At 73.4% G+C, this 25,498-nt stretch carries 26 protein-coding genes; 13 read left to right on the forward strand and 13 right to left on the reverse strand.

All coding sequences use genetic code 11. From position 1 onward, the window contains the following. The first annotated feature begins 61 nt into the window (after nucleotides 1-61). Nucleotides 62-1,588: an esterase/lipase family protein gene (locus ADL34_RS33790; protein ID WP_234375172.1), complete on the forward strand. Its 1,527-nt coding sequence runs from the start codon at nucleotides 62-64 to the stop codon at nucleotides 1,586-1,588. Nucleotides 1,589-1,615: 27 nt separating this feature from the next. Here ADL34_RS33790 and ADL34_RS33795 read toward each other — a convergent pair whose 3' ends face one another. Both ADL34_RS33795 and ADL34_RS33800 read right to left on the reverse strand, forming a co-directional pair. Further along, nucleotides 1,616-1,954 (reverse strand): MazG-like family protein, encoded by a 339-nt coding sequence (locus ADL34_RS33795; RefSeq protein ID WP_062667427.1) that lies wholly within the window; start codon nucleotides 1,952-1,954, stop codon nucleotides 1,616-1,618. 44 nt (nucleotides 1,955-1,998) lie between these two features. After that, nucleotides 1,999-2,556 carry a DoxX family protein gene (locus tag ADL34_RS33800; RefSeq protein ID WP_062667429.1) on the reverse strand — a complete coding sequence of 186 codons (558 nt, stop codon included), beginning with the start codon at nucleotides 2,554-2,556 and terminating at the stop codon, nucleotides 1,999-2,001. A 141-nt stretch (nucleotides 2,557-2,697) separates the two neighbouring features. Here ADL34_RS33800 and ADL34_RS33805 point away from each other — a divergent pair, with 141 nt between their 5' ends. Next, nucleotides 2,698-3,024 (forward strand): hypothetical protein, encoded by a 327-nt coding sequence (locus ADL34_RS33805; RefSeq protein ID WP_062667431.1) that lies wholly within the window; start codon nucleotides 2,698-2,700, stop codon nucleotides 3,022-3,024. Nucleotides 3,025-3,300: 276 nt separating this feature from the next. Here the strand turns inward: ADL34_RS33805 and ADL34_RS33810 are convergent, their stop codons facing one another. After that, entirely contained in the window at nucleotides 3,301-4,065 is a 765-nt protein-coding gene (locus tag ADL34_RS33810) for an SDR family oxidoreductase (protein WP_062667433.1), read from the reverse strand. A 134-nt stretch (nucleotides 4,066-4,199) separates the two neighbouring features. Between ADL34_RS33810 and ADL34_RS33815 the strand changes: the two genes are divergently transcribed. Further along, nucleotides 4,200-5,837 (forward strand): alkaline phosphatase D family protein, encoded by a 1,638-nt coding sequence (locus ADL34_RS33815; RefSeq protein ID WP_062667435.1) that lies wholly within the window; start codon nucleotides 4,200-4,202, stop codon nucleotides 5,835-5,837. On the opposite strand, the gene ADL34_RS33820 is transcribed toward ADL34_RS33815, so the two are convergent. Next, nucleotides 5,824-6,858, reverse strand: a complete 1,035-nt coding sequence (locus ADL34_RS33820; RefSeq protein WP_062667437.1) for a Gfo/Idh/MocA family protein — start codon at nucleotides 6,856-6,858, stop codon at nucleotides 5,824-5,826. The genes ADL34_RS33815 and ADL34_RS33820 overlap by 14 nt on opposite strands. Nucleotides 6,859-6,946: 88 nt before the next feature. Between ADL34_RS33820 and ADL34_RS33825 the strand changes: the two genes are divergently transcribed. Genes ADL34_RS33825 through ADL34_RS33835 form a run of 3 tightly spaced genes read left to right on the forward strand, consistent with a single transcriptional unit; the run spans nucleotide 6,947 to nucleotide 10,454 of the window. After that, complete coding sequence (locus ADL34_RS33825; protein ID WP_062667439.1) at nucleotides 6,947-8,290, forward strand: multidrug effflux MFS transporter; 1,344 nt, start codon at nucleotides 6,947-6,949, stop codon at nucleotides 8,288-8,290. A gap of 11 nt (nucleotides 8,291-8,301) precedes the next feature. Continuing rightward, entirely contained in the window at nucleotides 8,302-9,417 is a 1,116-nt protein-coding gene (locus ADL34_RS33830) for a serine hydrolase domain-containing protein (protein WP_062667634.1), read from the forward strand. Between the two features lie 32 nt (nucleotides 9,418-9,449). Continuing rightward, nucleotides 9,450-10,454 carry a small ribosomal subunit Rsm22 family protein gene (locus ADL34_RS33835; RefSeq protein ID WP_062667441.1) on the forward strand — a complete coding sequence of 335 codons (1,005 nt, stop codon included), beginning with the start codon at nucleotides 9,450-9,452 and terminating at the stop codon, nucleotides 10,452-10,454. Nucleotides 10,455-10,495: 41 nt separating this feature from the next. On the opposite strand, the gene ADL34_RS36305 is transcribed toward ADL34_RS33835, so the two are convergent. After that, entirely contained in the window at nucleotides 10,496-10,687 is a 192-nt protein-coding gene (locus ADL34_RS36305; protein ID WP_143642008.1) for a DUF6243 family protein, read from the reverse strand. Nucleotides 10,688-10,806: 119 nt separating this feature from the next. On the opposite strand from ADL34_RS36305, the gene ADL34_RS33840 reads away from it, so the two are divergent. Beyond that, nucleotides 10,807-11,442, forward strand: coding sequence for a TetR/AcrR family transcriptional regulator (locus tag ADL34_RS33840; protein ID WP_062667443.1), 636 nt, complete (start codon nucleotides 10,807-10,809; stop codon nucleotides 11,440-11,442). 152 nt (nucleotides 11,443-11,594) lie between these two features. Further along, a complete protein-coding gene (locus tag ADL34_RS33845) occupies nucleotides 11,595-12,326 on the forward strand; it encodes a bifunctional DNA primase/polymerase (RefSeq protein ID WP_062667445.1) in 732 nt (243 codons plus the stop codon). A gap of 12 nt (nucleotides 12,327-12,338) precedes the next feature. Here ADL34_RS33845 and ADL34_RS33850 read toward each other — a convergent pair whose 3' ends face one another. The 4 genes from ADL34_RS33850 to efeO are packed head-to-tail and all read right to left on the reverse strand — an operon-like array spanning nucleotide 12,339 to nucleotide 16,588. Next, nucleotides 12,339-13,331, reverse strand: coding sequence for a hypothetical protein (locus tag ADL34_RS33850; protein WP_079034114.1), 993 nt, complete (start codon nucleotides 13,329-13,331; stop codon nucleotides 12,339-12,341). Continuing rightward, nucleotides 13,291-14,163: an iron uptake transporter permease EfeU gene (gene efeU, locus ADL34_RS33855; protein WP_062667448.1), complete on the reverse strand. Its 873-nt coding sequence runs from the start codon at nucleotides 14,161-14,163 to the stop codon at nucleotides 13,291-13,293. Before efeU ends, ADL34_RS33850 begins: the two co-directional genes overlap by 41 nt. 3 nt (nucleotides 14,164-14,166) lie before the next feature. Beyond that, nucleotides 14,167-15,426 carry an iron uptake transporter deferrochelatase/peroxidase subunit gene (gene efeB / locus ADL34_RS33860; RefSeq protein WP_062667450.1) on the reverse strand — a complete coding sequence of 420 codons (1,260 nt, stop codon included), beginning with the start codon at nucleotides 15,424-15,426 and terminating at the stop codon, nucleotides 14,167-14,169. Nucleotides 15,427-15,436: 10 nt separating this feature from the next. Next, nucleotides 15,437-16,588, reverse strand: coding sequence for an iron uptake system protein EfeO (gene efeO / locus ADL34_RS33865; protein WP_062667452.1), 1,152 nt, complete (start codon nucleotides 16,586-16,588; stop codon nucleotides 15,437-15,439). A 260-nt stretch (nucleotides 16,589-16,848) separates the two neighbouring features. Between efeO and ADL34_RS33870 the strand changes: the two genes are divergently transcribed. Next, entirely contained in the window at nucleotides 16,849-17,493 is a 645-nt protein-coding gene (locus tag ADL34_RS33870) for a PhzF family phenazine biosynthesis protein (RefSeq protein WP_062667454.1), read from the forward strand. Nucleotides 17,494-17,499: 6 nt separating this feature from the next. On the opposite strand, the gene ADL34_RS33875 is transcribed toward ADL34_RS33870, so the two are convergent. Both ADL34_RS33875 and map read right to left on the reverse strand, forming a co-directional pair. After that, on the reverse strand, nucleotides 17,500-18,147 hold the full coding sequence (locus ADL34_RS33875) for a heme oxygenase (biliverdin-producing) (RefSeq protein WP_062667461.1): 648 nt from the start codon (nucleotides 18,145-18,147) through the stop codon (nucleotides 17,500-17,502). A gap of 130 nt (nucleotides 18,148-18,277) precedes the next feature. Further along, nucleotides 18,278-19,135, reverse strand: coding sequence for a type I methionyl aminopeptidase (gene map, locus ADL34_RS33880; RefSeq protein WP_062667463.1), 858 nt, complete (start codon nucleotides 19,133-19,135; stop codon nucleotides 18,278-18,280). A gap of 58 nt (nucleotides 19,136-19,193) precedes the next feature. On the opposite strand from map, the gene ADL34_RS33885 reads away from it, so the two are divergent. Next, the gene (locus ADL34_RS33885) at nucleotides 19,194-19,424 is read left to right on the forward strand and encodes a hypothetical protein (RefSeq protein ID WP_062667465.1); all 231 of its coding nucleotides are present in this window, start codon (nucleotides 19,194-19,196) and stop codon (nucleotides 19,422-19,424) included. A gap of 22 nt (nucleotides 19,425-19,446) precedes the next feature. On the opposite strand, the gene ADL34_RS33890 is transcribed toward ADL34_RS33885, so the two are convergent. Then, nucleotides 19,447-20,097 (reverse strand): hypothetical protein, encoded by a 651-nt coding sequence (locus ADL34_RS33890; protein ID WP_062667467.1) that lies wholly within the window; start codon nucleotides 20,095-20,097, stop codon nucleotides 19,447-19,449. A gap of 148 nt (nucleotides 20,098-20,245) precedes the next feature. On the opposite strand from ADL34_RS33890, the gene npdG reads away from it, so the two are divergent. Together npdG and ADL34_RS33900 are read left to right on the forward strand one after the other, a co-directional pair. Continuing rightward, nucleotides 20,246-20,971, forward strand: a complete 726-nt coding sequence (gene npdG, locus ADL34_RS33895; RefSeq protein WP_062667469.1) for an NADPH-dependent F420 reductase — start codon at nucleotides 20,246-20,248, stop codon at nucleotides 20,969-20,971. A gap of 52 nt (nucleotides 20,972-21,023) precedes the next feature. Next, on the forward strand, nucleotides 21,024-21,209 hold the full coding sequence (locus tag ADL34_RS33900) for a hypothetical protein (protein WP_062667471.1): 186 nt from the start codon (nucleotides 21,024-21,026) through the stop codon (nucleotides 21,207-21,209). Here the strand turns inward: ADL34_RS33900 and ADL34_RS33905 are convergent. After that, the gene (locus ADL34_RS33905) at nucleotides 21,199-21,999 is read right to left on the reverse strand and encodes a site-2 protease family protein (RefSeq protein ID WP_062667473.1); all 801 of its coding nucleotides are present in this window, start codon (nucleotides 21,997-21,999) and stop codon (nucleotides 21,199-21,201) included. The two genes, ADL34_RS33900 and ADL34_RS33905, sit on opposite strands and share 11 nt — an antisense overlap. 196 nt (nucleotides 22,000-22,195) lie before the next feature. On the opposite strand from ADL34_RS33905, the gene ADL34_RS33910 reads away from it, so the two are divergent. Next, complete coding sequence (locus ADL34_RS33910; protein ID WP_062667475.1) at nucleotides 22,196-25,492, forward strand: BTAD domain-containing putative transcriptional regulator; 3,297 nt, start codon at nucleotides 22,196-22,198, stop codon at nucleotides 25,490-25,492. The last annotated feature ends 6 nt before the right edge of the window (nucleotides 25,493-25,498 follow it).

Here is a 25,498-nt window from a genome sequence, read left to right on the forward strand (position 1 = left end):
GGGTTCACCCTCGCGGGTGTCCCCGCGGGCGCCCGGGCCCCGCTTCGGCTAGGCAGGAGACGTGACCCGTCCCCTGGAGGTTGCCGTGGACGACCCCCGCCGTCTTCCCCTCGTCTACGTCCGCGGCTTCGCCGGAGGGACGTCCGGGATCGACAAGGCCGTCGGTGATCCCTTCTACGGGTTCAACGAGGGGTCCACCCATGTGCGGGTCGGCGCGCACGATCAGCCGTTGTTCCATCAGTTCGAGAGCCCTCTGCTGCGGCTCATCCGCGAGGAGGGGTACGAGCTGCTCGTCGAGGGGAGCCAGGAGACCTACCTCGACCAGCACACGCAGGTCCCCGCCAACTCCGTGTGGGTGCACCGCTTCTACGACCGGTCGTCCACCACCTGGGGCGGGCAGCCCGGCGAGTACCGGCTGGAGCGGGCCGCCGCCGATCTGCTCGACCTCGTCGACCGGCTGCGGGAGAAGACCGGCGCCCCCGCCGTCCACCTCGTGGCCCACTCCATGGGCGGGCTGATCTGCCGGTGCCTGCTGCAGAAGGTGCTGCCGGACCGCGGGCGCGACGCCGCCGAGTGCATCGGCAAACTCTTCACCTACGGCACCCCGCACGGCGGCATCTCCTTCGACGTCGGCGGTGGATGGCTGGAACGGATCCGCGACGCCGTCGGGATCCAGGGCGCCGACATCTTCGGGCCCCGGCGGATGTACGAGTATCTGACCCCGCAGGCCGAGTTCGACCCTGACGGCCCGCCCGAGGGGTGGGACGCCCGCCGGATGCCCCCGGAGCCCGGGGCGCTGCCACTGGAGCGGGTCTTCTGCCTCGTGGGCACCGACCCCGGCGACTACGACGTCGCCTTCGGGCTGTCCTCCGCCGCCGTCGGGCCGCACAGTGACGGGCTCGTGCAGATCGATCGGGCCTACGTGCCCGGCGCGCACCGGGCGTATGTGCACCGCAGCCACAGCGGGCGGTACGGGATGGTCAACTCGGAGGAGGGGTACCAGAACCTGCGGCGGTTCCTGTTCGGGGACACCCGGATCGAGGCGTCGCTGGTCGGGCACCGGCTGCCCGATGACGACGACCTCGTGTGGCAGGCCGAGACGCGGCTGTCGGTGCGCGGGCTGCCCGTCGTCATGCACGAGCGGCTGGCCGCCCATTGGTGCCCCGTCCAGCTCGACCCGCCCGCGGACGGCACGGAGGCCGCCGTCCCGCTCGCCACCACCTTCCTCAACAGCGGGCTGCGGCCGGCGGCCGGCGGGCCGATGAGGTTCATCCTCATGCTGCGGCTTCTCTCGCTGCGCGAGCACCGGGGCATCCTCAGCCTCGGTGACCACATCGAGCGCACCGCCGACTTCTCCGACACCCTCGTCATCGACGTGGGCACCCCGGACGCCGGGCCCGGTATCTGGGCCGCCTGGAACTCGGAGATCGAGGGCGCCATCCGCGACCACCAGGTCGCCGGTGCGCCACGGTCGGACGAGGACCCCGCCCCCGGGCGGTGGGTCGCGCACATCCCGTTGCCCGAGAGCGCCCTCCCGCTGGTCGGCCACGACGCCCGCATCCGGCTCGTCGCCACGCCGTGGAGCTGAGGGGCCCCGAGTTCAGCCCTCGAGTTCTTACGCCCCCGCCCCCAGCGACCGTTCCGTCACCCGCGCCACGTGGCGTGTGAAGACCTCCCGCGCGTCAGGGGTCAGAGTGCGCAGGGCCACCAGGGCCGTGATCACCACGTCGCACAGTTCGGACTGCACGTCGTCCCACGTGTGGGTGACGCCCTTGCGCGGGTTCTGGCCGGTCGCCCCGATGACGGCCTGGGCGACCTCGCCGACCTCCTCCGACAGCTTCAGCATCCGCAGGAGCAGGCCCTCCGTGCCGCCATGCGGTTGCCCGGCCTCCAGCCACGCCCACAGGGCGTCGACGTCGTTCCACAGGTCGGCGGTGGCCTCGTCAGTCGTCATGCGGGCAGCTTAGGCACCGCACCCGTGCGGTACCGGCGCCCGGTTCACTCCTCGAACAGCGTCTCCTGGTCCGCGAACTCGCCGTCCTTGTCCGGGCGGTCGAGGCGCCGGTTGCGGGCGCCCACCACCAGCGCGGTCGCCGCCGCCGTCACACCGAGGGCCGTCGGGACCATCCAGCCCCGGTCCAGGACGTGACCCAGCGCGTGGTCCAGGGAGAGCCGGCCGGGGCCCGTGATCGCGAGGCTGGTCGCGGCGAGGCCGAGGATGGCGGCGTGCTCGTAGCCGCCCTCCTGGTTGAAGAAGCCGTTCGGGGCGTGCACGGCCGCCGCGCCCGCCATACCGCCGGCGGCCGCCGCGCCCGCGGCGGGAGTCGCGAGGCCCAGCGCCAGCAGGGCGCCGCCGCCCGTCTCCGCCAGGCCCGACGCCGTCGCGCTGGCCTTGCCCGGCTTGTAGCCGATCGACTCCATGAACTGGCCGGTGCCCTCGATGCCGTGGCCGCCGAACCAGCCGAACAACTTCTGTGCTCCGTGCGCCATCAGGACGCCGCCGGCTCCCAGCCGGAGCAGGAGCAGACCCACGTCGTGTCGGTTGAAAGCAGTCACAGCGACTCCCGGAAACAGGTCGGCGGGGACAGGCCCGGCGGGGAGCTCCCGCCCTTCCACCGTGACACCGGGGGCCCCCGTCCGCCCCGCCGCGGCGCCGTTCGGGTGGCGGGCCGGTGGGGCCGGTGTGACGCTGCCGGTATGACCATTCAGACGTCCAAGCTCAGCGACCCCACGGTCCGTGCCTTCGTCACGGCGGTCAACGCCCATGACCGCGACGCCTTCATGGGCGTCCTCGCGCCGGGCGCGACCATGGCCGACGACGGCACCGACCGCGATCTGACCGACTGGGTGGACCGGGAGATCTTCTCGTCCAACGGGCACCTGGAGGTGGACAACGAGTCCAACCGGGGCCGCGACCTCATCGCCTCGTACCGCAACGACACGTATGGCGAGATGCGGACCCGCTGGCACTTCGAGGTCGAGGACGACGGCCGGATCTCCCGCTTCGAGACGGGTCAGGCCTGAGCGCCCTCGGCGTACGCACGACAGCCGTCCCACCCACCGGTGCGTCCCTCGCGGTCCCACGCGAGGTCCACCCCCACCCGGTGCGGTGGAACGGCTGCCGCGTCCCCCCTCGGTATGGCATGCGAACCCTGCTGCTCCGAATGTGAAGCTCTCGTGCAGAGTGATCTGAGCATAAGCCGCCTACCGGGGGCGATGTAGCGGAATCACAGATTCCAGTTGTGCACATCGTGAAGACGCGCGCACCCTCGGGATCGCCCCGGCCCGTCCCGGCTCCCCTCAGCCCCGCCCGACGTACGGCATCGCCGTCGCCAGCACCGTCGCGAACTGGACGTTCGCCGCCAGCGGCAGCTCCGCCATGTGCCGCACCGTGCGGGCCACGTCCGCAACGTCCATCACCGGCTCCGGCACCACCGAGCCGTCCGCCTGGAGCGCGCCCTGCCGCATACGGGCGGTCATGTCGGTCGCCGCGTTGCCGATGTCGATCTGCCCCACCGCGATGCCGTACGGCCGCCCGTCCAGCGACAGCGACTTCGTCAGCCCGGTCAGCGCGTGCTTCGTCGCCGTGTACGCCACCGAGTGCGGGCGGGGCGTGTGCGCCGAGATCGAGCCGTTGTTGATGATCCGGCCGCCCTGCGGATCCTGCTCCTTCATCTGCCGGTACGCCGCCTGCGCGCACAGGAACGCCCCGTTGAGGTTGGTGTCCACCACGTGCCGCCATGCGTCGTACGGCAGCTCCTCGACCGGCACCCCGCCGGGGCCGAACGTGCCGGCGTTGTTGAACAGCAGGTCCACCCGGCCGAACCGCTCCACCGTGGCCGCGAACAGCGCGGTGACGTCCTCCTGCCGCGCCACGTCCGTCCGTACGGCGAGCGAGGCGGCCTCCGGCGCCAGGTCCGCCGTCGCCTCCAGAGTCTCCACGCGCCGGCCGGCCAGCGCCACGGACCAGCCCGCGCGCAGCAGTTCCACGGCGACCGCGCGGCCGATGCCCGAGCCTGCACCGGTCACCACGGCGATCCTCGTCCCCGTCTGCTTGTCGTCCATGGAGCGGCAGCGTAGGGGACGGTCCGCCATTCGGAACCCGCCTGTCCGCCATCCGGGTGTTGTGTACGCGCCAAGCTCGTGTCGTCCCGGCCCGTCCCGGCGCCCCGTGCCTCCATCGGGCAGGGGAGGACCGGATGACCACCACGAACGACCTGACCCAGCACAGCCCCGAACTGCGCGCGGCGGCCCGGCACATCGGCCGCCGCCGCTTTCTGACCCTCACCGGCGCGGCCGCCGCGCTGGCCTTCTCCGTGCAGCTGCCCGCCCCGGTCGCCGCGAGCGCGGCCGCGCGCGGCGCCCGCCGGATCGCCGAGAACCCCTTCACCCTCGGCGTCGCCTCCGGCGACCCGCTGCCCGACTCCGTGGTCCTGTGGACCCGCCTCGCGCCCGTGCCGTTCCAGGCGGACGGCGGGATGACCGCGGAACCGGTCGCCGTGCGATGGGAGGTGGCACACGACGAGGCGTTCACACAGGTCGCCGCGAGCGGCGAGACCGTCGCCCACCCCGAGTACCACCACTCCGTCCACGTCGACGTCCCCGGCCTGGAGGCCGGCCGCGTCTACCACTACCGCTTCCGCACCGGCACCTGGATCAGCGAGACCGGTCGCACCCGCACCGCCCCGGCGGCCTCGGCGACGACCCCGCTGACCTTCGCCGCCGTCTCCTGCCAGGCGTACGCCGACGGCTACTACACGGCGTACCGGCATCTCGCGCAGGACGACGTGGACGTCGTGCTCCACCTGGGCGACTACCTGTACGAGTACGCCGTCAACTCCGTCGGCGGCTACCGCAACTACACCGACCGCACGCTGCCCGCCGTGTTCAACCGGGAGACCGTGACCCTGGAGGACTACCGGCTGCGCTACGCCCTGTTCAAGTCCGACCCGGACCTCAGGGCCGCGCACGCCGCGCACCCCTTCGTCGTCACCTGGGACGACCACGAGACCGAGAACAACTACGCCGGCGACACCCCGGAGAACAGCGTCCCGCCCGCCGAGTTCCTGCTGCGCCGGGCATCCGCCTACCGCGCCTACTGGGAGAACCAGCCGCTGCGCCTGCCGCAGCGGCCCACCGGCCCCGACATGCGGCTGTACCGGCGGCTGCACTGGGGCCGAATGGCCCAGCTCGACGTCCTCGACACCCGCCAGTACCGCTCCAACCAGGCGTACGGCGACGGCGCCCAGGTCCCCGGACCGGAGATCGACGACCCCGCGCGCACGATCACCGGCGCCACGCAGGAGCGGTGGCTGCTCGACGGCTGGCGCTCCTCCACCGCCCTGTGGAACGTCGTCCCGCAGCAGGTGACGTTCTCCCAGCGCAGGTTCGACCCGACCGAGCCGTCACGGGTGTCCATGGACGCCTGGGACGGCTACCGCGCCTCGCGGCGCCGGGTGCTGGACGGCGCGAAGGCCGCCGGCGTCGAGAACCTCATGGTGCTCACCGGGGACGTCCACGTCGGCTACGCCTTCGACATCAAGGACGACTTCGACGACGCCACGTCCGCCACCCTGGGCACGGAGATCGTGGCGACGTCGATCGCCAGCGGCCGGGACGGCACCGACAGGCCCGCCAACTGGGACACGTACATGAAGGCCAACCCGCACCTGCGGTTCTACAACGGCCGGCGCGGCTATGCGCGGGTGGCGCTGGGGGAGCGGCTGGCGCGGGCCGACTTCCGGACCGTGCCGTACGTGACCACGCCGGGGGCGCCGGTCACGACGGCCGCGTCCTTCGTCACCCAGGTCGGCGGCCAGGGGCTCACGCCGGCGTGAGCGCGGACGTCCGGTCCTCCTCGGGGGCCTCGCCCGGGTAGCGGACGCCCACGCGGTCCCGGATCGCGTCGAGCGTCCGCATCACGGCGAGGGTGCCCTCCAACGGGACCAGCGGGGACTCCGTCTCCCCGGCGCGCAGGGCCCGCATCACCTCGATCGCCTCGTGCCGCATGCTGGTGCGGGGCCCGTCCGCCGGGTCGGCCGTGAACTCCTCGGGGTCACGGCCGTCGCGGTGCAGCACGAACCGCTCCGGGTGGAAGAAGCCCTCCGGCACGTCGATACGGCCCGCGGAACCGGTCACGGACGCTACGGTCGGCGTACCGCCCGAGATCGAGCAGTGCAGGGAGGCGAGCGCGCCGCCGTCCCACGACAGCAGGGCGCCGGTCTGCAGGTCGACGCCCTCCGGGGACAGCGTCGCGCGGGCCGTCACGTCCGACGGCTCCCCGAGCAGCAGCTGTGCGAAGGCCACCGGGTACACGCCGAGGTCCAGCAGGGCGCCGCCGCCCTGCGCCGGGTCGCGCAGCCGGTGCGCGGGCGGGAAGGGACCGGCCAGCCCGAAGTCGGCCTGGACGTGCCGGACCTCGCCGATGGCCCCGTCGTCTACGAGGGCCTTGAGGCGCCGCACCAGCGGGTTGCAGTACATCCACATGGCCTCCATGAGGAAGCCGCCGTGCTTCCTGGCCAGCGCGACCAGTTCCCCGGCCTCGCGGACGTTCAGCGTGAACGGCTTCTCGCAGAGGACGTTGCGGCCGGCCTCCAGGCACAGCCCGGCGGCCTCGCGGTGCGCGGCGTGCGGGGTCGCGACGTAGACGACATCGATGTCCTCGTCCCGCGCGAGGGACGCCCAGTCGCCGTAGGCGCGCGGGATGCCGAACCGCTCGGCGAACGCGTCCGCCGAGGCCCGGGTCCGCGACGCGACCGCGACCACCTCGGCGTCCGGCAGATCCACCAGGTCCGCCGTGAAGGCGGCCGCGATCCCGCCGGTCGCCAGAATCCCCCACCGCACGCTCTGTTCCGCCACTGCGGCCCCGCCCCTCGCTCATGTCGCACTCGGCACTCTGTTCGAGCTGAGAGCATAGAGGGCGGATCACTCGGAGAGGGAGGGGCTCATGAGCGACGGTGGGGGACCGGCACGGGACACGGCACGGCCGCCGGCGCCGCCCGCGCGGCGACCGGCCGTCGCGGCACAGCGCCGCACCGGACTGCTCGTCACGTTCGTCCTGGGCGGGCTGACGGCGACGCCCCCGCTGGCGATGGACATGTACCTCCCCGCGCTGCCGGAGGTCACCCGCTCGCTGCACGCGCCCGCCGCCACCGTCCAGCTCACGCTCACCGCGTGCCTGGCCGGCATGGCGTTCGGGCAGCTGCTGGTCGGCCCGATGAGCGACCGCTGGGGCCGCCGGCGCCCGCTGCTCGCAGGGCTCGCCGTGTACGTCGTCGCCACCGCGCTCTGCGCGTTCGCGCCCACCGTCGAGGCGCTGATCGCCTGCCGGATCGCCCAGGGCCTCGCCGGGGCGGCGGGCATCGTCATCGCGCGGGCGGTCGTCCGCGACCTGCACGACGGCGTGGCCATGGCCCGCTTCTTCTCCACCCTCATGCTGATCTCCGGGGTCGCCCCGATCGTGGCCCCGCTCATCGGCGGGCAGATCCTGCGGGTGACGGACTGGCGGGGCGTGTTCGTCGTCCTGACCGTCGTCGGGGTGCTGCTGGGCGCCCTCGTTTTTCTCCGGCTCCCCGAGACCCTGCCCGAGCGGGACCGGCACGCCGGAGGCATGGGCGAGACCCTGCACGCGATGCGCGGGCTGCTCGCCGACCGCGCCTTCACCGGGTACGCGCTCACCGGCGGCTTCGCCTTCGCCGCGCTCTTCGCCTACATCTCCGCCTCGCCCTTCGTGATCCAGGAGATATACGGCGCCTCGCCCCAGACGTTCAGCCTGCTGTTCGGGCTCAACTCGGTCGGCCTGGTGATCGTCGGCCAGATCAACGGCAAGGTGCTGGTGGGCCGGGTCAGCCTGGACCGGGTGCTCGGCATCGGCCTCGTGGTCGTCGTCCTCGCCGCCACCGCGTTGCTGCTGATGTCCCTGGGCGTCTTCGGCGAGACCGGGCTCGCCCCCGTGGCCGCCGCGCTGTTCGTCCTGATGTCCGCGATGGGTGTCACGATGCCCAACACCCAGGCGCTCGCGCTGCAGCGCACCAGGCGCGCCGCCGGCTCCGCCTCCGCGCTCCTCGGCACCTCCTCCTTCCTCATCGGCGCGATCGCCTCGCCCCTGGTGGGCGTCGCCGGCGAGGACACCGCCGTCCCGATGGCCGTCGTCCAACTGGCCGCGGGCCTGGTGGCGCTCGCCTGCTTCATGGGAATGTGCCGTCCCTGGAGGACACCACCAGGTCCGGCCGCACGGGACGGGGCCACCCCCGCCTCCGGCACGGCCGCGAGCACGGGGGAGGACAGCTGAGCGCGCCGAGACTGCGCGGGGACGCACCGGAGAAGGCCGGACTCGACCCCGAGGAGATCCGCCTGCTCGTCGGCGAGGTCCGCGACCTCAGCACCGGCCCGCGCCCCTGGGCCGCCGGGACGGTGCTGGTCGTCGGGCGGGGCCCCTACCTGGCCGTCGAGGAGGCGGCCGGCTGGGCGGTGCGGTACGCGTCCTACGACGAGCGCACGGACTCCGGTGTCGAACTGCCCCCCGGGGCCCGCGTGCCGATGACCACCGCCACCCCGTTCGACCTGGCCTCCCTCACCAAGCTGTTCACCTCGGTGGCCGCCGTGCAGCAGATCGAGCGCGGCACGCTCGGCATCGACGCGCGCGTCGGGGCGTACCTGCCGGACTTCCGGGCCGCCGCACGGCACGACGTCACCGTGCGGCAGCTGCTCACCCACACCTCCGGGCTGCGCCCCGAACTGCCGCTGTACGACTGCGCGGACGACGCCGAGCGCCTGGACCGGCTGCGCGCCGAGGCGCCCATCGGGGTGCCCGGCACGTACTGCTACTCCGACCTGAACATGCTGCTGCTCCAACACGTCCTGGAACGCATCACGGGCCGCCCGCTGGACGTCCTGGTCCACGACGGCATCACCCGCCCCCTGGGGATGACCGCGACCCGGTTCGGCCCCTGCCCGGGCGCCGCCGCGACCGAGGACCAGCGGCGGCCCTGGGCGAAGGCCGACCGCGGGATGCTGCGGGGCGTCGTCCACGACGAGAACGCCTGGGCGCTGGGCGGGGTGGCCGGGCACGCCGGCCTGTTCTCCACGGGCCGCGACCTCGCCGTCCTCTGCCGCGCCCTGCTGTCCGGCGGCGCCTACGGGCCCGCCCGCATCCTCGGCCCGGACTTCGTGGAGCTGCTGCTGACGCCGCCCGGCCTGGGCTTCGCGGTCGACCAGCCGTGGTTCATGGGGGAGCTGGCGGGGCGGGGCGCGGCCGGCCACACCGGCTTCACGGGCACGTCGCTGGTGCTCGACCCGGCGCGGGACACCTTCCTGGTCCTGCTGGCGAACACCGTCCACCCGCGCCGCCGGCGCCCCGACAGCGGACCGAGGGCGGCGGCCGGGACCCGCGTGGCGCGGGCCCTGCGGGGGCGGTAGGGAGCCCGTCCGGGGCCTCGTAGAATCTCCGGGTGAACGCCCCAGCCCCGCCGTCCGCCGAGACCCTGCGCGCGGCCCTCGCCGCCCTGCTCGACGGGCTTCCGCCGCGCCGGGCCGCGCAGGCCGTCGAGCGGCTGATCGCCGCGTACCGGGGCGCCACCCCGACCGACAGCCCCATCCTGCGGGACCGCGCCGACGTGGCCGCCTACGCCGCGTACCGGATGCCCGCCACCTACGCGGCCGTCCGCTCCGCCCTGGAGGCGTTCGCGCGGACCGTGCCCGGCTGGGCGCCGGAGCGGCACATCGACGTCGGCGGCGGCACCGGCGCGGCGACCTGGGCGGTCGGCGCGACCTGGCCGGGCCGGCGCGAGGTCACGGTGCTGGACTGGGCCGAGCCCGCCCTGGCCGTCGGCCGGGAGATCGCCCAGGCCGACCCGGCGCTGCGCGAAGCCCGCTGGCAGCGCGCCCGGATCGGCGCGGGACTCACCCTCGACGCCGCCGACCTCGTCACCGTCTCCTACGTCCTCAACGAGCTCACCGCCGCCGACCGGGGCACCCTCGTGGACACCGTCGCGGACGCCGCGCAGACGGTCGTGATCGTCGAGCCCGGCACCCCGGACGGCTACGCCCGCGTCATCGAGGCCCGCGACCGGCTGATCGCCGCCGGGTTCCGCGTCGCCGCGCCCTGCCCGCACAGCGCCGCGTGCCCCATCGTGCCCGGCACGGACTGGTGCCACTTCTCGGCGCGGGTGAGCCGCTCCTCGCTGCACCGCCAGATCAAGGGCGGCTCCCTCGCCTACGAGGACGAGAAGTTCAGCTACGTCGCCGCCACCCGGCTGCCCGCCGGCCCGGCCCCCGCCCGGGTCGTGCGCAGGCCCCAGATCCGCAAGGGGCAGGTCCTGCTCGACCTGTGCGAGAGCGAGCCGGCGCTGCGCCGGGCCACGGTCACCAAGCGCCACGGCGACCTCTACCGTGCGGCCCGCGACACGGACTGGGGCGACGCCTGGCCGCCGGCCCCCGACGAGACGGCCTCCTGAGCCCTTCCCTCCGTCAGGTCTCCTCCGTCGGTTCTCCTCCGTCAATTCCCTTCCGTACGGGCCTCCTCGGCCCGCCGCTCCCGCAGCCGGCGCAACAGCTCCCGCTTCTGCGCCGCCGGGTCGGTCCCGCCGCCGACGCGGCCGTTCCGCGCGCCGCCGCGCAGCGCCGTACGGCCGAGGCGGCGACGGGTCCCGCCGACGCCCAGCATGTCTCCTGCTCCACCGCGGGTCATGTGAGGTTCCCTTCGTCCTGGCCGTCGAACCGAATGAGGAACGAGACGTATCGTCTCGCTTCCTGACCGCCTCAGGATCTGGCGAGACGCAGCGTCTTGTCAACTGATAAGTTCAGGCCATGCCAGCACGTGAAACCCCCCCGCCCGCGCCCAACGCCGGCCGCCGCAGCGAACGGTCCCGGCGGGCCATCTACGACGCCGCCCTCGCCCTGGTCGTGGAGGTCGGCTACCCCCGCACCACCATCGAGGGCATCGCCGCCCGCGCCGGCGTCGGCAAGCAGACGATCTACCGCTGGTGGCCCTCCAAGGCGGAGGTGCTGATGGAGGCGTTCCTCGACCTCGCCGAGCGCTCCGCGCGGGAGGCGGGGGAGCAGCCCTACACCTTCCCCGACACCGGCGACCTCGCCGCCGATCTGAAGGCCGTCCTGCGCGCCACCGTCGACGAGCTCCAGGACCCCCGCTTCGACGCACCCTCCCGAGCCCTCGCCGCCGAGGGCCTGGTCAACGAGGAGCTGGGCCGGCAGTACGTGGCCAAGCTGCTGGAACCCTCGCTCCAGCTCTACGTCGAGCGGCTGCGCTCCGCCCAGGACGCCGGCCAGGTGCGCCCCGACGTCGACCCGCGCATCGCGCTGGAGCTGTTCGTCTCCCCGCTGGCCCAGCGCTGGCTCCAGTACACCGGACCGATCTCCCACGACTACACGGACACCCTGGTCGAGTACGCGCTGTACGGCATCGCCCCCCGCCCGAAGGCGTGACGAAAAACGCGTCCGCGACCTCATTACCCCTGATCACGGCGTTGTGCGCGGCTCGCCCCACCTGGCCTTCTTGTCCGCTACGGCCCCCCGGGGCGCACGATGGTGGGACCATAGGGCATGCTGTTCCGCACGACGGCGAGGCAAGGGGATAGATGAGCGCGGAGTTGGGCGGCCGGTCCGGCCTTCGGGGCAAGATCTCCCAGTGGCTGCGAGGCCGCCCCTTGGAGGACACCGCCGGTGACGGCGGCCGGGAGGCCCTGCTGCTCGCCGCCGCCGAGGCGGGACTGCCCCTCGCGCCCGCCGCGCACCCGGCCGGATACCGCTGTTCCTGCGACCGCGTCGGCTGCCCCACCCCCGCCCGGCACCCGGTGTCGTTCGCCTGGCAGACGCAGTCCACCACCGACCGCGGTCAGATCGAGCGCTGGGCCCGCCACCACCCGCAGGCCAACTTCATCACCGCGACCGGCATGATCCACGACGTCCTCGACGTGCCCCTCGAACCCGGGCGCGAGGCGCTGGAGCGGCTGCTCGCCGCCGGCATCGAGGTCGGGCCGGTCGCCGAGAGCGACGACGGACGCCTGCTGTTCTTCACCCTCACCCGGGGCACCCCCGAGGACGAGGACGAGTGGTGGCCCTGCGAGCTGGACTGCCACCCCGAGACCATGGACGAGCACCCGGGACTGCGCTGGCACTGCCGCGGCTCCTACGTCCTGATGCCGCCCTCCCGGCTGCCCGGCGAGGGCCGGTCCGTTCACTGGGTGCGCGGCCCCGAGCACCCGCTGCCCGACCCGCTCAGCATCCTCGAGGTCCTCACCGACGCCTGCGCCCGCCATGTCGGCGAGGAGCCCGACCACGCCTCCGCGTCCTGGCCCCTGCGCCGCTGACCGCGCCGCGCGCTACTCGCCCTTCGCGGACGTCATGCCCTGGATACGGCCCAGGACGTCCACCTTGCCCGAGCCCTTCGGGACCAGCGCCACCTCGTTGGAGACGAACTCCAGCGTCAGCGACTGCTTGATCTCGCCCTCCGTCAGGGCCTGCACCGACTTGCCCGGCACCGGCACGGACGCGCCCGGCGCCGCGGTCTGCTTCTCGAAGTGCCGCGAGGCGAAGAACGCCAGCGCGCCGCCGTCGGCCGTCCGCAGCGCGAGCGGGGCGAAGTCGCCGCCGGTCATCGGCTCGTCGATGAACTGCCGGACCAGACCCGGGCGTTCGGCCTGCTTCTTGCGAGTCTGCCGCCACTTACTGGTCTGGCCGCCGGCCGCGAAGGCGTCCCCGCCGTCCTTGAGGTAGGACACGTACCGCTCGCTCAGATCCCCGGGCGGCACGGCCAGTTGACGCGAGTCCGCCGGGACGTCCTCGGCGTAGCCGTCCGCGTCCGTCTTGAACTCGGGCACGTCCGCCGGGGCCATCAGCGTCAGATACGCGGCCTTCCACGGCTTGTCCAGGTCGTGGCGGGTGAACACGAAGACCCAGCGCGCCCGGCCGCCCTTGTTCGCGGCCGCGTCGGCGACGAACCAGCGGGGCCAGCCCGCCTTCTTGGGAATGGCGAACTTGGTGTCCGACAGCTCCAGCGGGCTGTGCGCCGGGTTGCCGCCGGGGTTCGTCGCCCGGCCCGCCTTCAGCCGTGCCGCGTCGATCGCGCCCAGGGCGCCCGTGACCCGGCCGGCGTCCAGCGCGCTGTCGTAGGCCTTGTCCGCCGCGTTGTACGCGGTGGTGAACTCCTTCAGCGCCTTCGCGGCCTCCGCCCTGGTCGCCGAGGGAAGGACCTCCTTCTCCCCGTGGACCACCACACATCCGCTCGCCGTCAACGACAAAGCGGTCAAGGAGGCCGCAATCAGCGCGCTCCGGTCAAGCCTGCGGAGCCTTCGAGGGCCGCGATCCCTGCTCATCCGGTTCCTTCACCTTCCCCTTCCCGGAGGCGAACCCTACCGGGGCGAGGAACAGCGCGAGCGTCGGGATCAGGTACAGCAGCCACACCGTGACCTGGAGGACGGTCGGGTCGGGCTGGAAGTTGAACACGCCCTTCAGCAGGGTGCCGTACCAGCTGGCCGGATCGACGGTGTCACTGATGTCGAACGCCTTGTTCCCGAGCCCCGGCAGCCAGCGCGCCTCCTGCAGGTCGTGCAGGCCGTAGGCGAGCACGCCCGCGGCGACGACCACCAGCATGCCGCCGGTCCAGGTGAAGAACTTGGCGAGGTTGATGCGCAGGGCCCCGCGGTAGAACAGCCAGCCCAGCACGACGGCCGTGGCGATGCCGAGCGCGACTCCTACCAGCGGGCGCGGGGTGCCGTCCCCGGCCGCCCGCACCGACGCCCACACGAACAGGGCCGTCTCCAGGCCCTCCCGGCCGACGGCCAGGAACGCGGTGGCGACCAGGGCGCCCGTGCCCATCCGCAGGGCCGCGTCCAGCTTGCCGTGCAGCTCGCTGCGCAGATTCCGGGCGGTGCGCCGCATCCAGAAGACCATCCACGTCACCAGGCCGACCGCGAGGATCGACAGGGAGCCGCCGAGCGCCTCCTGCGCCTCGAACGTCAGCTCCTGCGAGCCGAACTCGAGCGCGCAGCCGAAGCCCAGCGCGAGGGCGACCGCGACGCCGATGCCGGCCCAGACCGGCCGCAGGGCGTCCCGGCGGCCGGTCTTCACCAGGTAGGCGATGAGGATGCAGACGACGAGGCTGGCCTCCAGCCCCTCGCGCAGACCGATCAGGTAGTTGGAGAACACGCCTCACGCCTCCTTGCCGAACAGCGTGCTGCCCCACCAGTCGTCCTTGTCGCGGACGCCCGGCGGGACGGCGAACAGCGCCGAACCCACATGCTGGATGTACTCGTTGAGCGCGTCCTTCGCCAGGTTGCGCTGGATCCGGATGAACCCGGTGCGCGGGTCGCGCTGGTAGGCGAGGAAGAACAGGCCCGCGTCCAGGCGGCCGAGGCCGTCGGTGCCGTCCGTGAAGGAGTAGCCGCGGCGCAGGATCGTCGCGCCGCCGTTGGAGTCGGGGTGCGCGAGCCGGACGTGCGCGTCGGGCATCATCGCCTTCAGGAACGGCTTGTCGCGCTCCTTCGCCCTGCCGACCGGCGCGCCCTCGCCCTTGCTGCGGCCGAAGATGTCCTCCTGCTCCTGCAGGGAGGTGCGGTCCCAGGTCTCGATGTGCATGCGGATGCGCCGGGCGACGAGGTAGGAGCCGCCGGCCATCCACTGCGGCCCGTCCTTCTCGCCGACCCACACGAACTCGTCCAGGCGGTCGGTCTCGGTCCCCGCGATGTTGCGGGTGCCGTCCTTGAAGCCGAACAGGTTGCGCGGGGTCTGCGCGTCGGGCGTCGTCGACGAGGTCTTGCCGAAGCCGAGCTGCGACCAGCGCACCACGACCTTGCCGAACCCGATGCGGGCCAGGTTGCGGATGGCGTGCACGGCGACCTGCGGGTCGTCGGCGCACGCCTGGACGCACAGGTCTCCACCGCTGCGGCCGCGGTCCAGGTTGTCGCCGGCGAACTGCGGCAGCTCGGTGAGGGCCTCCGGGCGCGCGTCCGCGATGCCGAACCGCTCCCCGAACTTGTCGAAGAACGACGGCCCGAAGCCGATCGTCAGGGTGAGCCGGGAGGGCTTCAGGCCCAGCGCCTCACCGGTGTCGTCCGGCGGGGCCTCGGCGAGACCGCCGTACGCGCCGTCGCCGACCGCGTGCCCCGCGGTCATCCGGCGCGCGGCCTCCGTCCACTCCTTCAGCATCTCGACGAACGCGTCCCGGTCCTCGGTCCGCACGTCGAACGCGGCGAAGTGCAGCCGGTCCTGGACCGGGGTGGCGACACCGGCCTGCCGCTCCCCGTGGAAGGGGATCGCGGCGCCGGTGCCGGCGCCGGCCGGCTCGGCGTCGTCGCCCGCCCGGGTCGCCGCGACGGCCCCGCCGGCCGCGACGGCACCGAGCGCCAGCCCGGCGCCGCCCCAGCCGAGCAGCGCACGCCGGGAGGTGGTCTTCTCGGACGGTTCCGTCATGACGGCGTCCCTACTTGACGACGACGGCGGCGGCGAGCTTGGACAGCGGCTCCGCCAGGGCGTTGACCCCGTCCGAGAGCTGCTTGCGGTCGGCGTCGCCGACCTTGTCGTACGAGGTGAACGCGTACGAGTCCTTGTCGGCGCGGTACTTGTCCAGCAGGCCGTCCAGCGCGGCGAACTGCCGGTCGAGTTCGGTGACGAGCTCCGGCTCGTTGGCCTGGGCGACGGGCTTCAGCAGCTCGTACGCCTTCTCCGCGCCCTCGACGTTGGCCTTGAAGTCGACCAGGTCGGTGTGGGAGTAGCGCTCCTCCTCGCCGGTGACCTTGCCGGTGGCGACCTCGTCGAGGAGTTCCTTCGCGCCGTTGGCCATGGAGGTCGGGGTGATCTCGGCCTTGCCGACCCGGTTCTGCCAGTCCTTCAGGTCCTTGATCAGCAGGTCGGCGAGCTCCTTCTCCCGGTCGCCGATCTTCTTGTCCTTCCACAGCGACTTCTCCAGCCGGTGCCAGCCGGTCCAGTCGGTCGCCGGGTCCTGGCCGTCCTCCAGGCCGTCCTCGCGGACGTCGACCTTCGGGTCGATGTCGCCGAAGGACTCCGCGACCGGCTCGGTGCGCTCCCAGCCGAGGCGGGACGGGGCGTACGCCTTCTTCGCGGCCTCGACGTCCCCGGACCTGACGGCCGCGGCGAACTTCTCGGCGAGCGGCAGCGTCTCGTCGGCCTGCTGCTGGACGTACTCGCGGTAGGCGGCCACGGCCTTGTCCAGCCGGGGGTCGCGCTTGGCGGCCGAGCCGCCGGTGGCCTTGACGGACTGGCGGATGCCGTCGCCCTTCATACCGGGCTTGCAGGCGATGGTGTAGTCGCCGGCCTTCACCTCGGCGGTGACGGTCTGCTTGGTGCCGGGGCCTATGTTCTCGCGCTCGGTGACGATGCGGTCGTCGGGGAAGAGGACGTAGACCTCGGTCACCTTCGAGCCCTTGTTCTCCACGGCGAGCTCGATGTGCCCGGCCGGGAACTCCTTCTTCGACACCTCGCACTTGTCGTCCGTCGCGGTCACCCGGACGACCCGGTCCGATCCGGCCGAACTGCCCTTCTCGGTGCAACCGGTGACGGCGGTCAGGGCGGCCACGGTGGTGGCGGCGGCCACGGACAGTCTGACGGGTCGCATGAAGGCTCCAAATCGAGGGTGGCCGGAAAGGACGCATGACGTGCCTCACAGGCCAGCAAGGTGAGGCTCACCTAACGAAGCTAAGGATGGCCTAAGTGGCCAAAAACGTCCCCATGGGGAGGTCAAAGGAAAGTCAAAGGTTCGGGCGGGGCGCCACCAGGACGGCTCCCGCGGGGGTGAGGTCGCGGCGCGCGACGCAGGGCGGCCCCCTCCGGCAGGCGCCCGGCGTCCGGCGTGGGCGGCGGTGCTTCAATGCCCTCGTGACTGACTACGACGTCCTCCGCGTGTTCTGCGGGCCCAGGGGCGGATACGGCAACGAACTCGGCGTCGTGCGCGACGGCTCGGTGCTCCCGGACGGCCGGGACCGGCAGGCGCTGGCCGCGAAACTCGGGTTCAGCGAGACGGTGTTCGTGGACGACCCCGAGCGCGGGGTCGTCGACATCTACACGCCGTCCAACCGGCTGCCCTTCGCCGGACACCCCTGCGTCGGCGCCGCCTGGCTGCTGGACGTGCCCGAACTGGTCACGCCCGCCGGGGTCGTGGGCACCCGGATCGACGGGGAGTTCTGCTGGATCGAGGCCCGCCCCGAGTGGGCCCCGCCGCGCACGCTGCGGCAGTACGCCTCCGCCGCCGAGGTCGACGACCTGGAGGTGCCGCCGCCGGGGGAGTGGATCTACGCCTGGGCCTGGGAGGACGAGGCCGCCGGGCGGATCCGTGCCCGAGGCTTCCCCGGCCGGGGCGACGGGATCGAGGAGGACGAGGCGACGGGCGCGGCGGCCATGCAGCTCACCCATCGCCTCGGCCGCGCCCTCAACATCACCCAGGGCGCCGGCTCCCAGCTGCTGACCGCACCCCAGCCGGGGGACTGGGTGGAGCTGGGGGGCCGGGTCGTCCTGGAGCGCTGAGCCGGCTCAGGCGCTCAGCGGGAACTCGTCGCCGAGCGCCCGGAACATCGCGGTGTTCAGCGCGAACGCCTTCTTGCACTCGGCGACGATCCGCTGCTTCTCCAGGTCGTCCACCGGGACGCCGTCCAGCAGCGCGCGGTACTCCCGCTTGAACGCGGCGGGGTTCGGGATCCCCTCGAAGACGTAGAACCGGACCCCGTCGCCCTTGCGTGCGAAGCCCCAGGTCCGCTCCGCACGGTCGCGGATGATCTGGCCGCCGGAGAGGTCGCCGAGGTAGCGGGTGTAGTGGTGGGCGAGATAGCCGCCCGGCCACCTCTCCACGCAGGAGCGCACCCGGTCCGCGTACGCCCGCGTCGCGGGCAGGGCCGTCAGACCGGCCCGCCACTCGGGCCCCCGCAGATGGGCCAGGTCCCGTTCGAGCGCCGGGAGCCGGAACAGCTCCGGGCGGACGAAGGGGCCGGCCACCGGGTCCGCCGCGATGCTGCCGGCGTCCGTCTCCAGCGCCTCGTAGACGAACCACAGCTGTTCCGTGTAGCGCGCGTACGCGTCCACGCCGAGTTTCCCGCCCAGCAGGTCGCTCATGAACGTCGAGGTCTCGGCCTCGGTGTGCTGCTCCTGGGACGCGGTGCGGATGACGCTGGAGAAGGATTCCATGGTGGCATTTTCTGAAGTTAGGCTTACCTAAGTCAATAGGTTTGCCGACGCCATGTCGGTAAAAGCGTACAGAGAAAACCCGCCCTCCGCAGAGGACGGGTCGTGGACGGACGCGCGGCGCCGGGCCGGGTCAGGGCAGGGTGAGGATCTCCGTGCCCGTCTCCGTCACCACCAGCGTGTGCTCGAACTGCGCGGTGCGCTTGCGGTCCTTCGTGACGACGGTCCAGCCGTCGTCCCACATGTCGTACTCGTGGGTGCCCAGCGTCAGCATCGGCTCGATCGTGAAGGTCATCCCGGGCTGGATCACCGTCGTCGCGTGCGGGCTGTCGTAGTGCGGGATGATCAGGCCCGAGTGGAACGACGAGTTGATGCCGTGACCCGTGAAGTCCCGCACCACGCCGTAGCCGAAGCGCTTGGCGTACGACTCGATGACCCGGCCGATGACGTTGATCTGCCGGCCCGGCCTGACCGCCTTGATGGCGCGGTTCAGCGACTCGCGGGTGCGCTCGACCAGCAGCCGGCTCTCCTCGTCGACGTCGCCGACCAGGTACGTGGCGTTGTTGTCGCCGTGCACACCGCCGATGTACGCCGTCACGTCGAGGTTGACGATGTCGCCGTCGCGCAGCACCGTCGAGTCCGGGATGCCGTGGCAGATGACCTCGTTGACGCTGGTGCACAGCGACTTGGGGAAACCGCGGTAGCCGAGCGTGGAGGGGTAGGCGCCGTGGTCGCACATGTACTCGTGCGCCACCTTGTCCAACTCGTCCGTCGTCACGCCGGGCGCGATCAGTTTCGCCGCCTCGGCCATCGCGCGGGCGGCGATGCGGCCGGCGACCCGCATCGCCTCGATGGTCTCCGGCGTCTGCACCTCCGGCCCCGTGTACGGGGTCGGCGCGGGCTTGCCGACGTACTCGGGGCGGCGGATGTTGCCGGGTACGGAACGGGTGGGGGACAGCTCCCCGGGAACGAGCAGCGACTGGCCAGACATGCCAGCGAGTCTAACCAGCGGCCATGGGGGAACATGTCGGTGGCGAGAGGAGCTGGTCATGGCCTTGTTCAAGAAGCGCACGGTCGGCAAGCCCGGCGAGTGGTACTACTGCCTGGTCCACAAGAAGGTCGAGGAGGGGCCGGACTGCCCGGCCAAGGACCGTTTCGGGCCCTACACCTCGCGTGAGGAGGCCCAGCACGCCATGGACCTCGCCCGCGAGCGCAACCTGGAGTGGGAGAACGACCCCCGCTGGCACGACTCCCGGTCGGGTCAGGCGGACGGCGGCTGACCGGCCGCCCGGCGAAGGGTTCTCACCAGCGCGGGGGCGGCGGCGCCGTCAGGGCGTCCGCGAGGCGCGACAGGCGGTCCCGCAGGCGGCGCCGCCCCCGGCGGGACGGCAGCGGGTTCTCGCCGGCCGCCGCGCTCACCAGGTGCTGCACGGTGTCCAGGTCCAACTCGGCGCCCTCCGGCACGATGAGCCGCTCGTGGGACATCGCCGTCAGCTCGCCCTCACCGGTGCCGAGCACCAGTACCGTCGCGCCCGCCCGCCGGGCGTCGTACACCCGCTCGAGCAGCGGCGCCCCCGGCCCGGGACGCGGCCCCGGCACCTGCCCGGACCCGTCCGGGCGGGGCGCCGCCGAGGGCGCCACCACCAGCAGCGTCTCCCCGCGCCGGGCCGCCGCCAGCCGGCCGAGCCCGACCGCCAGATGCGCCGGGTCCGAGGCGCGCGCGTCGTGCCGCACCAGGGTCGGCGCCAGCTCGGGCGTCCCCGACCACGCGGCCTCGTCCACCAGGTGCGCGGCCAGGTGCCACGGTTCGTACTCCCGCGTCCCGACCAGCAGCAGCCCGCCGCCGTGCGCCACCGCGGACGTCCGCAGCGTCCCGGCGAACCGCCGCGTCGCCCCCAACCACTCGGTCCCGGCGAGCACTTCCCGCAGCAACGCGACCCGTACGGCATCCATGGGGCCGCATCCTGCCCCAGCGGCCCCCGCGTGACCCGCCGTTCACCCCGAATTCGCCCGACCCGGGGGCATCCGCCCGCACACGTGCCCGACCCCGCCTCGCCGCCCTCGCCCGTCGCGGCGCGCGTGGCGGACGTAAAGTCGGCCCATGACCTCTAGCGACAGCGCACAGCAGTCCGCCGGGACCCCCGCCAAGGCACCGGCCAAGGACCCCTGGGACCTCCCCGACGTCTCCGGACTCGTCGTCGGTGTGCTCGGCGGCACCGGACCGCAGGGCAAGGGCCTCGCGTACCGGCTCGCCCTGGCCGGCCAGAAGGTGATCATCGGCTCCCGGGCCGCCGAGCGCGCCCAGGCCGCCGCCGGGGAACTGGGACACGGCGTCGAGGGCGCCGACAACGCCGAGACAGCGCGCCGCAGCGACATCGTGATCGTCGCCGTGCCGTGGGAGGGACACGGCAAGACGCTGGAGTCCCTGCGCGAGGAGCTGGCCGGCAAGCTCGTCGTCGACTGCGTCAACCCGCTCGGCTTCGACAAGAAGGGCGCCTACGCCCTCAAGCCCGAGGAGGGCAGCGCCGCCGAGCAGGCCGCCGCCCTGCTCCCGGACTCCCGGGTCGCCGCGGCCTTCCACCACCTGTCGGCCGTCCTCCTGCAGGACCCGGAGATCGACCGCATCGACACCGACGTGATGGTCCTCGGCGAGGAGCGCGCCGACGTCGAGATCGTCCAGGCGCTGGCGGGCCGTATCGCCGGCATGCGGGGCGTCTTCGCGGGGCGGCTGCGCAACGCCCACCAGGTGGAGTCGCTGGTCGCCAACCTGATCTCGGTGAACCGCCGCTACAAGGCGCACGCGGGACTCCGCGTCACGGACGTATGAGGAGATGGGGGACACTGGGCACAGCAGTGTCCCCCGACCAGGAGCCGACCCCATGCCCCGCCTCGCCTACTACACCCTCGTCGTCTGCGTGCTCGCCGTGGCCGCGGCGGTCGTCTCCTTCGTCCAGGGCAGCTGGCTCGGGATCGTGTGGATCCTGCTGGCGGGGCTCTCGTCGAACATGACCTGGTACTACGGGAAGCGCGCCCGGGACGCCCGGCGGGACTCCGTCACCGGATGACCGAGCACAGCTCGTTCCCGTCCCGCCAGAAGCGGAACAGGTCGTAGCCGCAGTAGGTGTCGATCTCGCCGATGCCCAGGCCGCGCAGCACCGCGTCGACCATGTCGAAGAACCCGCTGTTGATCTCCGGCACCCACAGCAGCGCGAAGACGAACAGCAGGCCGAACGGGGCGAACGGCTCCACCTGGCGCCGGACGTCCCGCGACAGCCAGGGCTCGATCACGCCGTACCCGTCCAGCCCCGGCACCGGCAGGAAGTTCAGGATCGCCGCCGTCACCTGGAGCAGGGCGAGGAACGCCAGCGCGTACCGGAAGTCCCGGGGGACGCCGTCGAGCGCGCCCAGCCAGAACGGGGCCGTGCACACGACGGCGAACAGCACGTTGGTCAGCGGCCCGGCCGCCGAGATCAGGCTGTGCCGCCAGCGGCCCCTGATCCGCCCGCGCTCGATGAACACCGCGCCACCGGGCAGACCGATGCCGCCCATGATCACGAAGACGACCGGCAGGACGATGCTGAGCAGCGCGTGCGTGTACTTCAGCGGGTTCAGCGTGAGGTAGCCCTTCGCGCCGACCGAGATGTCACCGCTGTGCAGGGCGGTGCGCGCGTGCGCGTACTCGTGCAGGCACAGCGACACGATCCAGGCGGCCGTCACGAACAGGAACACCGCGAGGCCCGGCTGCTCCGCGAAGCCGGTCCAGGTGGCCCACCCCGTCACCGCGGTGACCGCGACGATCCCGAGGAACACGGGGCTGATCCGCCGTTCGCTGTGGCGGCTGAGGGCGGTGGTCAAGGCGGCTCCCTGGATGGTCGTGCGCGCAGGCCCGCGCGGCGATCTGCCCGACCGTACCGGGCGCGGGCCGTGTCTGTCGGAAAACGTCTCGCGGTGGGGCGGTGGTTCCAGGGAGGCTGGGCCCCGGCCCCCGCACCCCGGGGCCGCCACGCCTCGTCCGACGGCCCCGTGACCGCCCCCGAGCCCACCAGAGACAATGGACCCCGTGCGCTATCGCATTCTCGGCACCACCCAGGCACTCCGCCCCGACGGCCGGGCCGTCCCGCTCGGCGGGGCCCGGCTGCGGGCCCTGCTCACCGTGCTCGCGCTCCGCGCCGGCCGGACCGTGCCCGTGGGGCTGCTCGTCGACGAGGTGTGGGGCGCCGAACCGCCCGCCGACGCCACCGGGGCGCTCCAGGCCCTCGTGGGCCGGCTGCGGCGGGCCCTGGGCGCCGACGCCGTACGGTCCGAGGACGGCGGGTACCGGCTCGCCGCCGCGCCCGACGACGTCGACCTGCACCGGTTCGAACGGCTCACCGGCGAGGGCCTGCGCGCCCTCGCCGACGACGACCCCGCCAAGGCGGCCGGCGTCCTCGACGACGCCCTCGCCCTGTGGCACGGCCCCGCCCTCGCCGACCTGCCCGACCGCACCGCCGAGGCGGCCCGCGTACGGACCCGGCACCTCGACGCGCTGCGCGCCCGGCACACGGCGGCCCTGGCCCTCGGCCGCGCCGAGCAGGCGCTGCCCGAGCTGACCGCCCTGTGCGACGCCCACCCCCTCGACGAGCCCCTCCAGGCGCTGCGGCTGCGCGCCCTGCGCGACACCGGCCGCCCCGCCGAGGCCCTGGCCGCCTACGACGACGTACGCCGGCTGCTGGCCACCCGCCTCGGCTCCGACCCCGGACCCGAACTGCGCTCCCTGCACGCCGAGTTGCTGCGCCCCGAAGAGGACACCCGGCCCGCCGCGCCGCTCGGCGGCGCCCCGCGTCCGCCGGCCGCCCCGGCCGGCAACCTCCGGGCCCGGCTCACCTCCTTCGTCGGACGCGAGCCGGACATCGCGGCCATCCGCGGGGACCTGGCCGGTGCCCGGCTCGTCACCCTGCTCGGCCCCGGCGGCGCCGGGAAGACCCGGCTGTCCCAGGAGGCCGCCGAGAGCGTGCGCGGCGCCGCCCCGGACGGGGTGTGGCTGGCCGAGCTCGCCCCGGTCGACGACCCCCGGGCCGTCCCCGAGGCCGTCCTCACCGCGCTCGGCGCCCGCGAGACCGTCCTGTACGGCGCCGGCGCCGAGGCCATGCGGGCCGGCACCGAACGGCACGACGACCCCCTCGACCGGCTCTCCGAGTACTGCGCCCCCCGCCGCATGCTGCTCATCCTCGACAACTGCGAGCACGTCGTCGACGCCGCCGCCCGCCTCGTGGAACGGCTGCTGGAGCACTGTCCCGGACTGACCGTGATCGCCACCAGCCGTGAACCCCTGGGCGTCCCCGGCGAGTTGCTGCGCCCCGTCGAACCGCTGCCCGAGCCGTTCGCGCTGCGCCTGCTTGCCGACCGGGGAGCCTCCGCACACCCCGGCTTCAGCGTCGACGCCGACGAGGAGACCGCCGCGGCCTGCGCCGAGATCTGCCGGCGCCTGGACGGCCTGCCCCTCGCGATCGAACTCGCCGCCGCCCGGCTGCGAATGCTCACCCCCCGCCAGATCGCCGACCGGCTCGACGACCGCTTCCGGCTGCTCACCTCCGGCAGCCGTACCGTGCTGCCCCGCCAGCAGACCCTGCGGGCCGTCGTCGACTGGTCCTGGGAGCTTCTGGACGACGACGAACGCGAGGTACTGGGCCGCCTGTCGGTCTTCGCGGGCGGCTGCGACCTCGCCGCCGCCGAGGCCGTGTGCGGTCCCGTGGCACTGGAGGCACTGGGCTCGCTCGTCGACAAGTCCCTCGTGGTGGCGTCCGCCACGGACGACGGGGAGATGCGGTACCGGCTGCTGGAGACCGTCGCCGAGTACGCCGCCGAACGGCTCGACGAGACCGGCCGGCGGGCCGAGGCCGAACGCGCGCACCTGACGTACTTCCGGGAGCTGGCCCGCACCACCGAGACGTCGCTGCGCGGCCACGGCCAGCTCGCCGCCATCGCCCGGCTGGAACGCGAGAGCGAGAACATCCGGGCCGCCCTCCACCACGCGGTCGCCGCGCGGGACGAACAGGAGGCGCTGTGCCTGGTGCTGGCCATGTCCTGGTACTGGCAGATGCGCGACCTGCGGATCGTCGCCCGCAACTGGTCGCGCGAGGTGCAGGACCTCGGGCCCGACCCGTTCACCGAACCGGTCCGCCGCGCCGAGCCCCTGTGGGAGCGCTGCGTCGACACCCCGCCGCCCTGGACGGACCAGGTCCGCGACGAGGCGCGGCGCGAGGTGCACCTGATCCACCTCGCCTGCATGGACACCGAGCTGGACGCCTGGCAGACCCCCGAGGCGCAGGCCAAGCTGCGGATCATCGCCCGGACCTACGAGCCGGGCCTCCCGCAGGTCTGCCGCTCCCCGGGCTCCCTGTGGTTCTTCGCCGTCATGCTCACCGGCGACATGGCCCGCCTGCGGACCGTCGTCGACGCCGCGATCCGCACCTGCCGTGAGCACCCCGGCTACCGGTGGGACCTCGCCGCGGGCCTCACGATGCGGGCCAACCTGCTGGCCAACCGCGCCGACTGGGCGGGCGACGCCATCGCCGACGCCGACGAGGCGCTGGAGATCGTCGAGGACCTCGGCGACCTGTGGGGGACCGCCGAGGCGTACTCGGCGCGGGCCGAGGCCCACGAGCGCCAGGGTGCCTACCTGCGGGCCGCCGCCGACTACGAGGCGGGCATCGACCACGCCGAGCGGCTCGGCGCCCACGCCCAGGTGGGCGTGCTCAGGGCCCGGCTCGCCAGCGCCCTGATCGAGGCGGGGCAGGGCGAGCGGGGGGAGAGCCTGCTGCGCCGGGTCATCGCGCAGGGGAGCGGGGTGGGCGAGCACGCCATGCCGTTCGCCCGGCTCATCCTGGCCGGGCGGCTCAGCCTCACCGACCGGGTCCCCGAGGCCCGGGAGGAGCTGCGGCTGCTGCGCGAGGAGTTCAAGATCGCACACTTCGTCGTCTTCGACGCGTTCATCCTCGGTTCCGAGGCCTGGCTGGACGCCCTCGAAGGGCGGACCGAGGAGGCCCTGGAGACGGTCAGGAAGGCGCTGGAACGCGCCGAGGACCCACTCGCCCAGGCCATCGCGCCCCAGATGCGGGCCGCCTACCTGACCACCGCCGCGTTCGCCCTGGCCCGCGCCGACGGCGGACGCCGGGCCGGGGACGCCGCCCGCTGCCTCGGCGCCGCCGACCGGCTCCAGCCGGACCGGCACGTCCCGAGCCACCAGGAGCGGGAGGTGCGGGGAAGAGCGACGGCGCAAGCGCGTGCCGTGCTCGGCGACGCCGCCTACGAGGAGGCGTACGCCGAGGGCGGCCGCCTCTCCCCGCGGGAGGCCGCCGCCCTCGTGTGACGTGTT

The sequence above is a fragment of the Streptomyces sp. NRRL WC-3605 genome (assembly GCF_001509795.1).
Taxonomy (GTDB): Bacteria; Actinomycetota; Actinomycetes; order Streptomycetales; family Streptomycetaceae; genus Streptomyces; species Streptomyces viridochromogenes.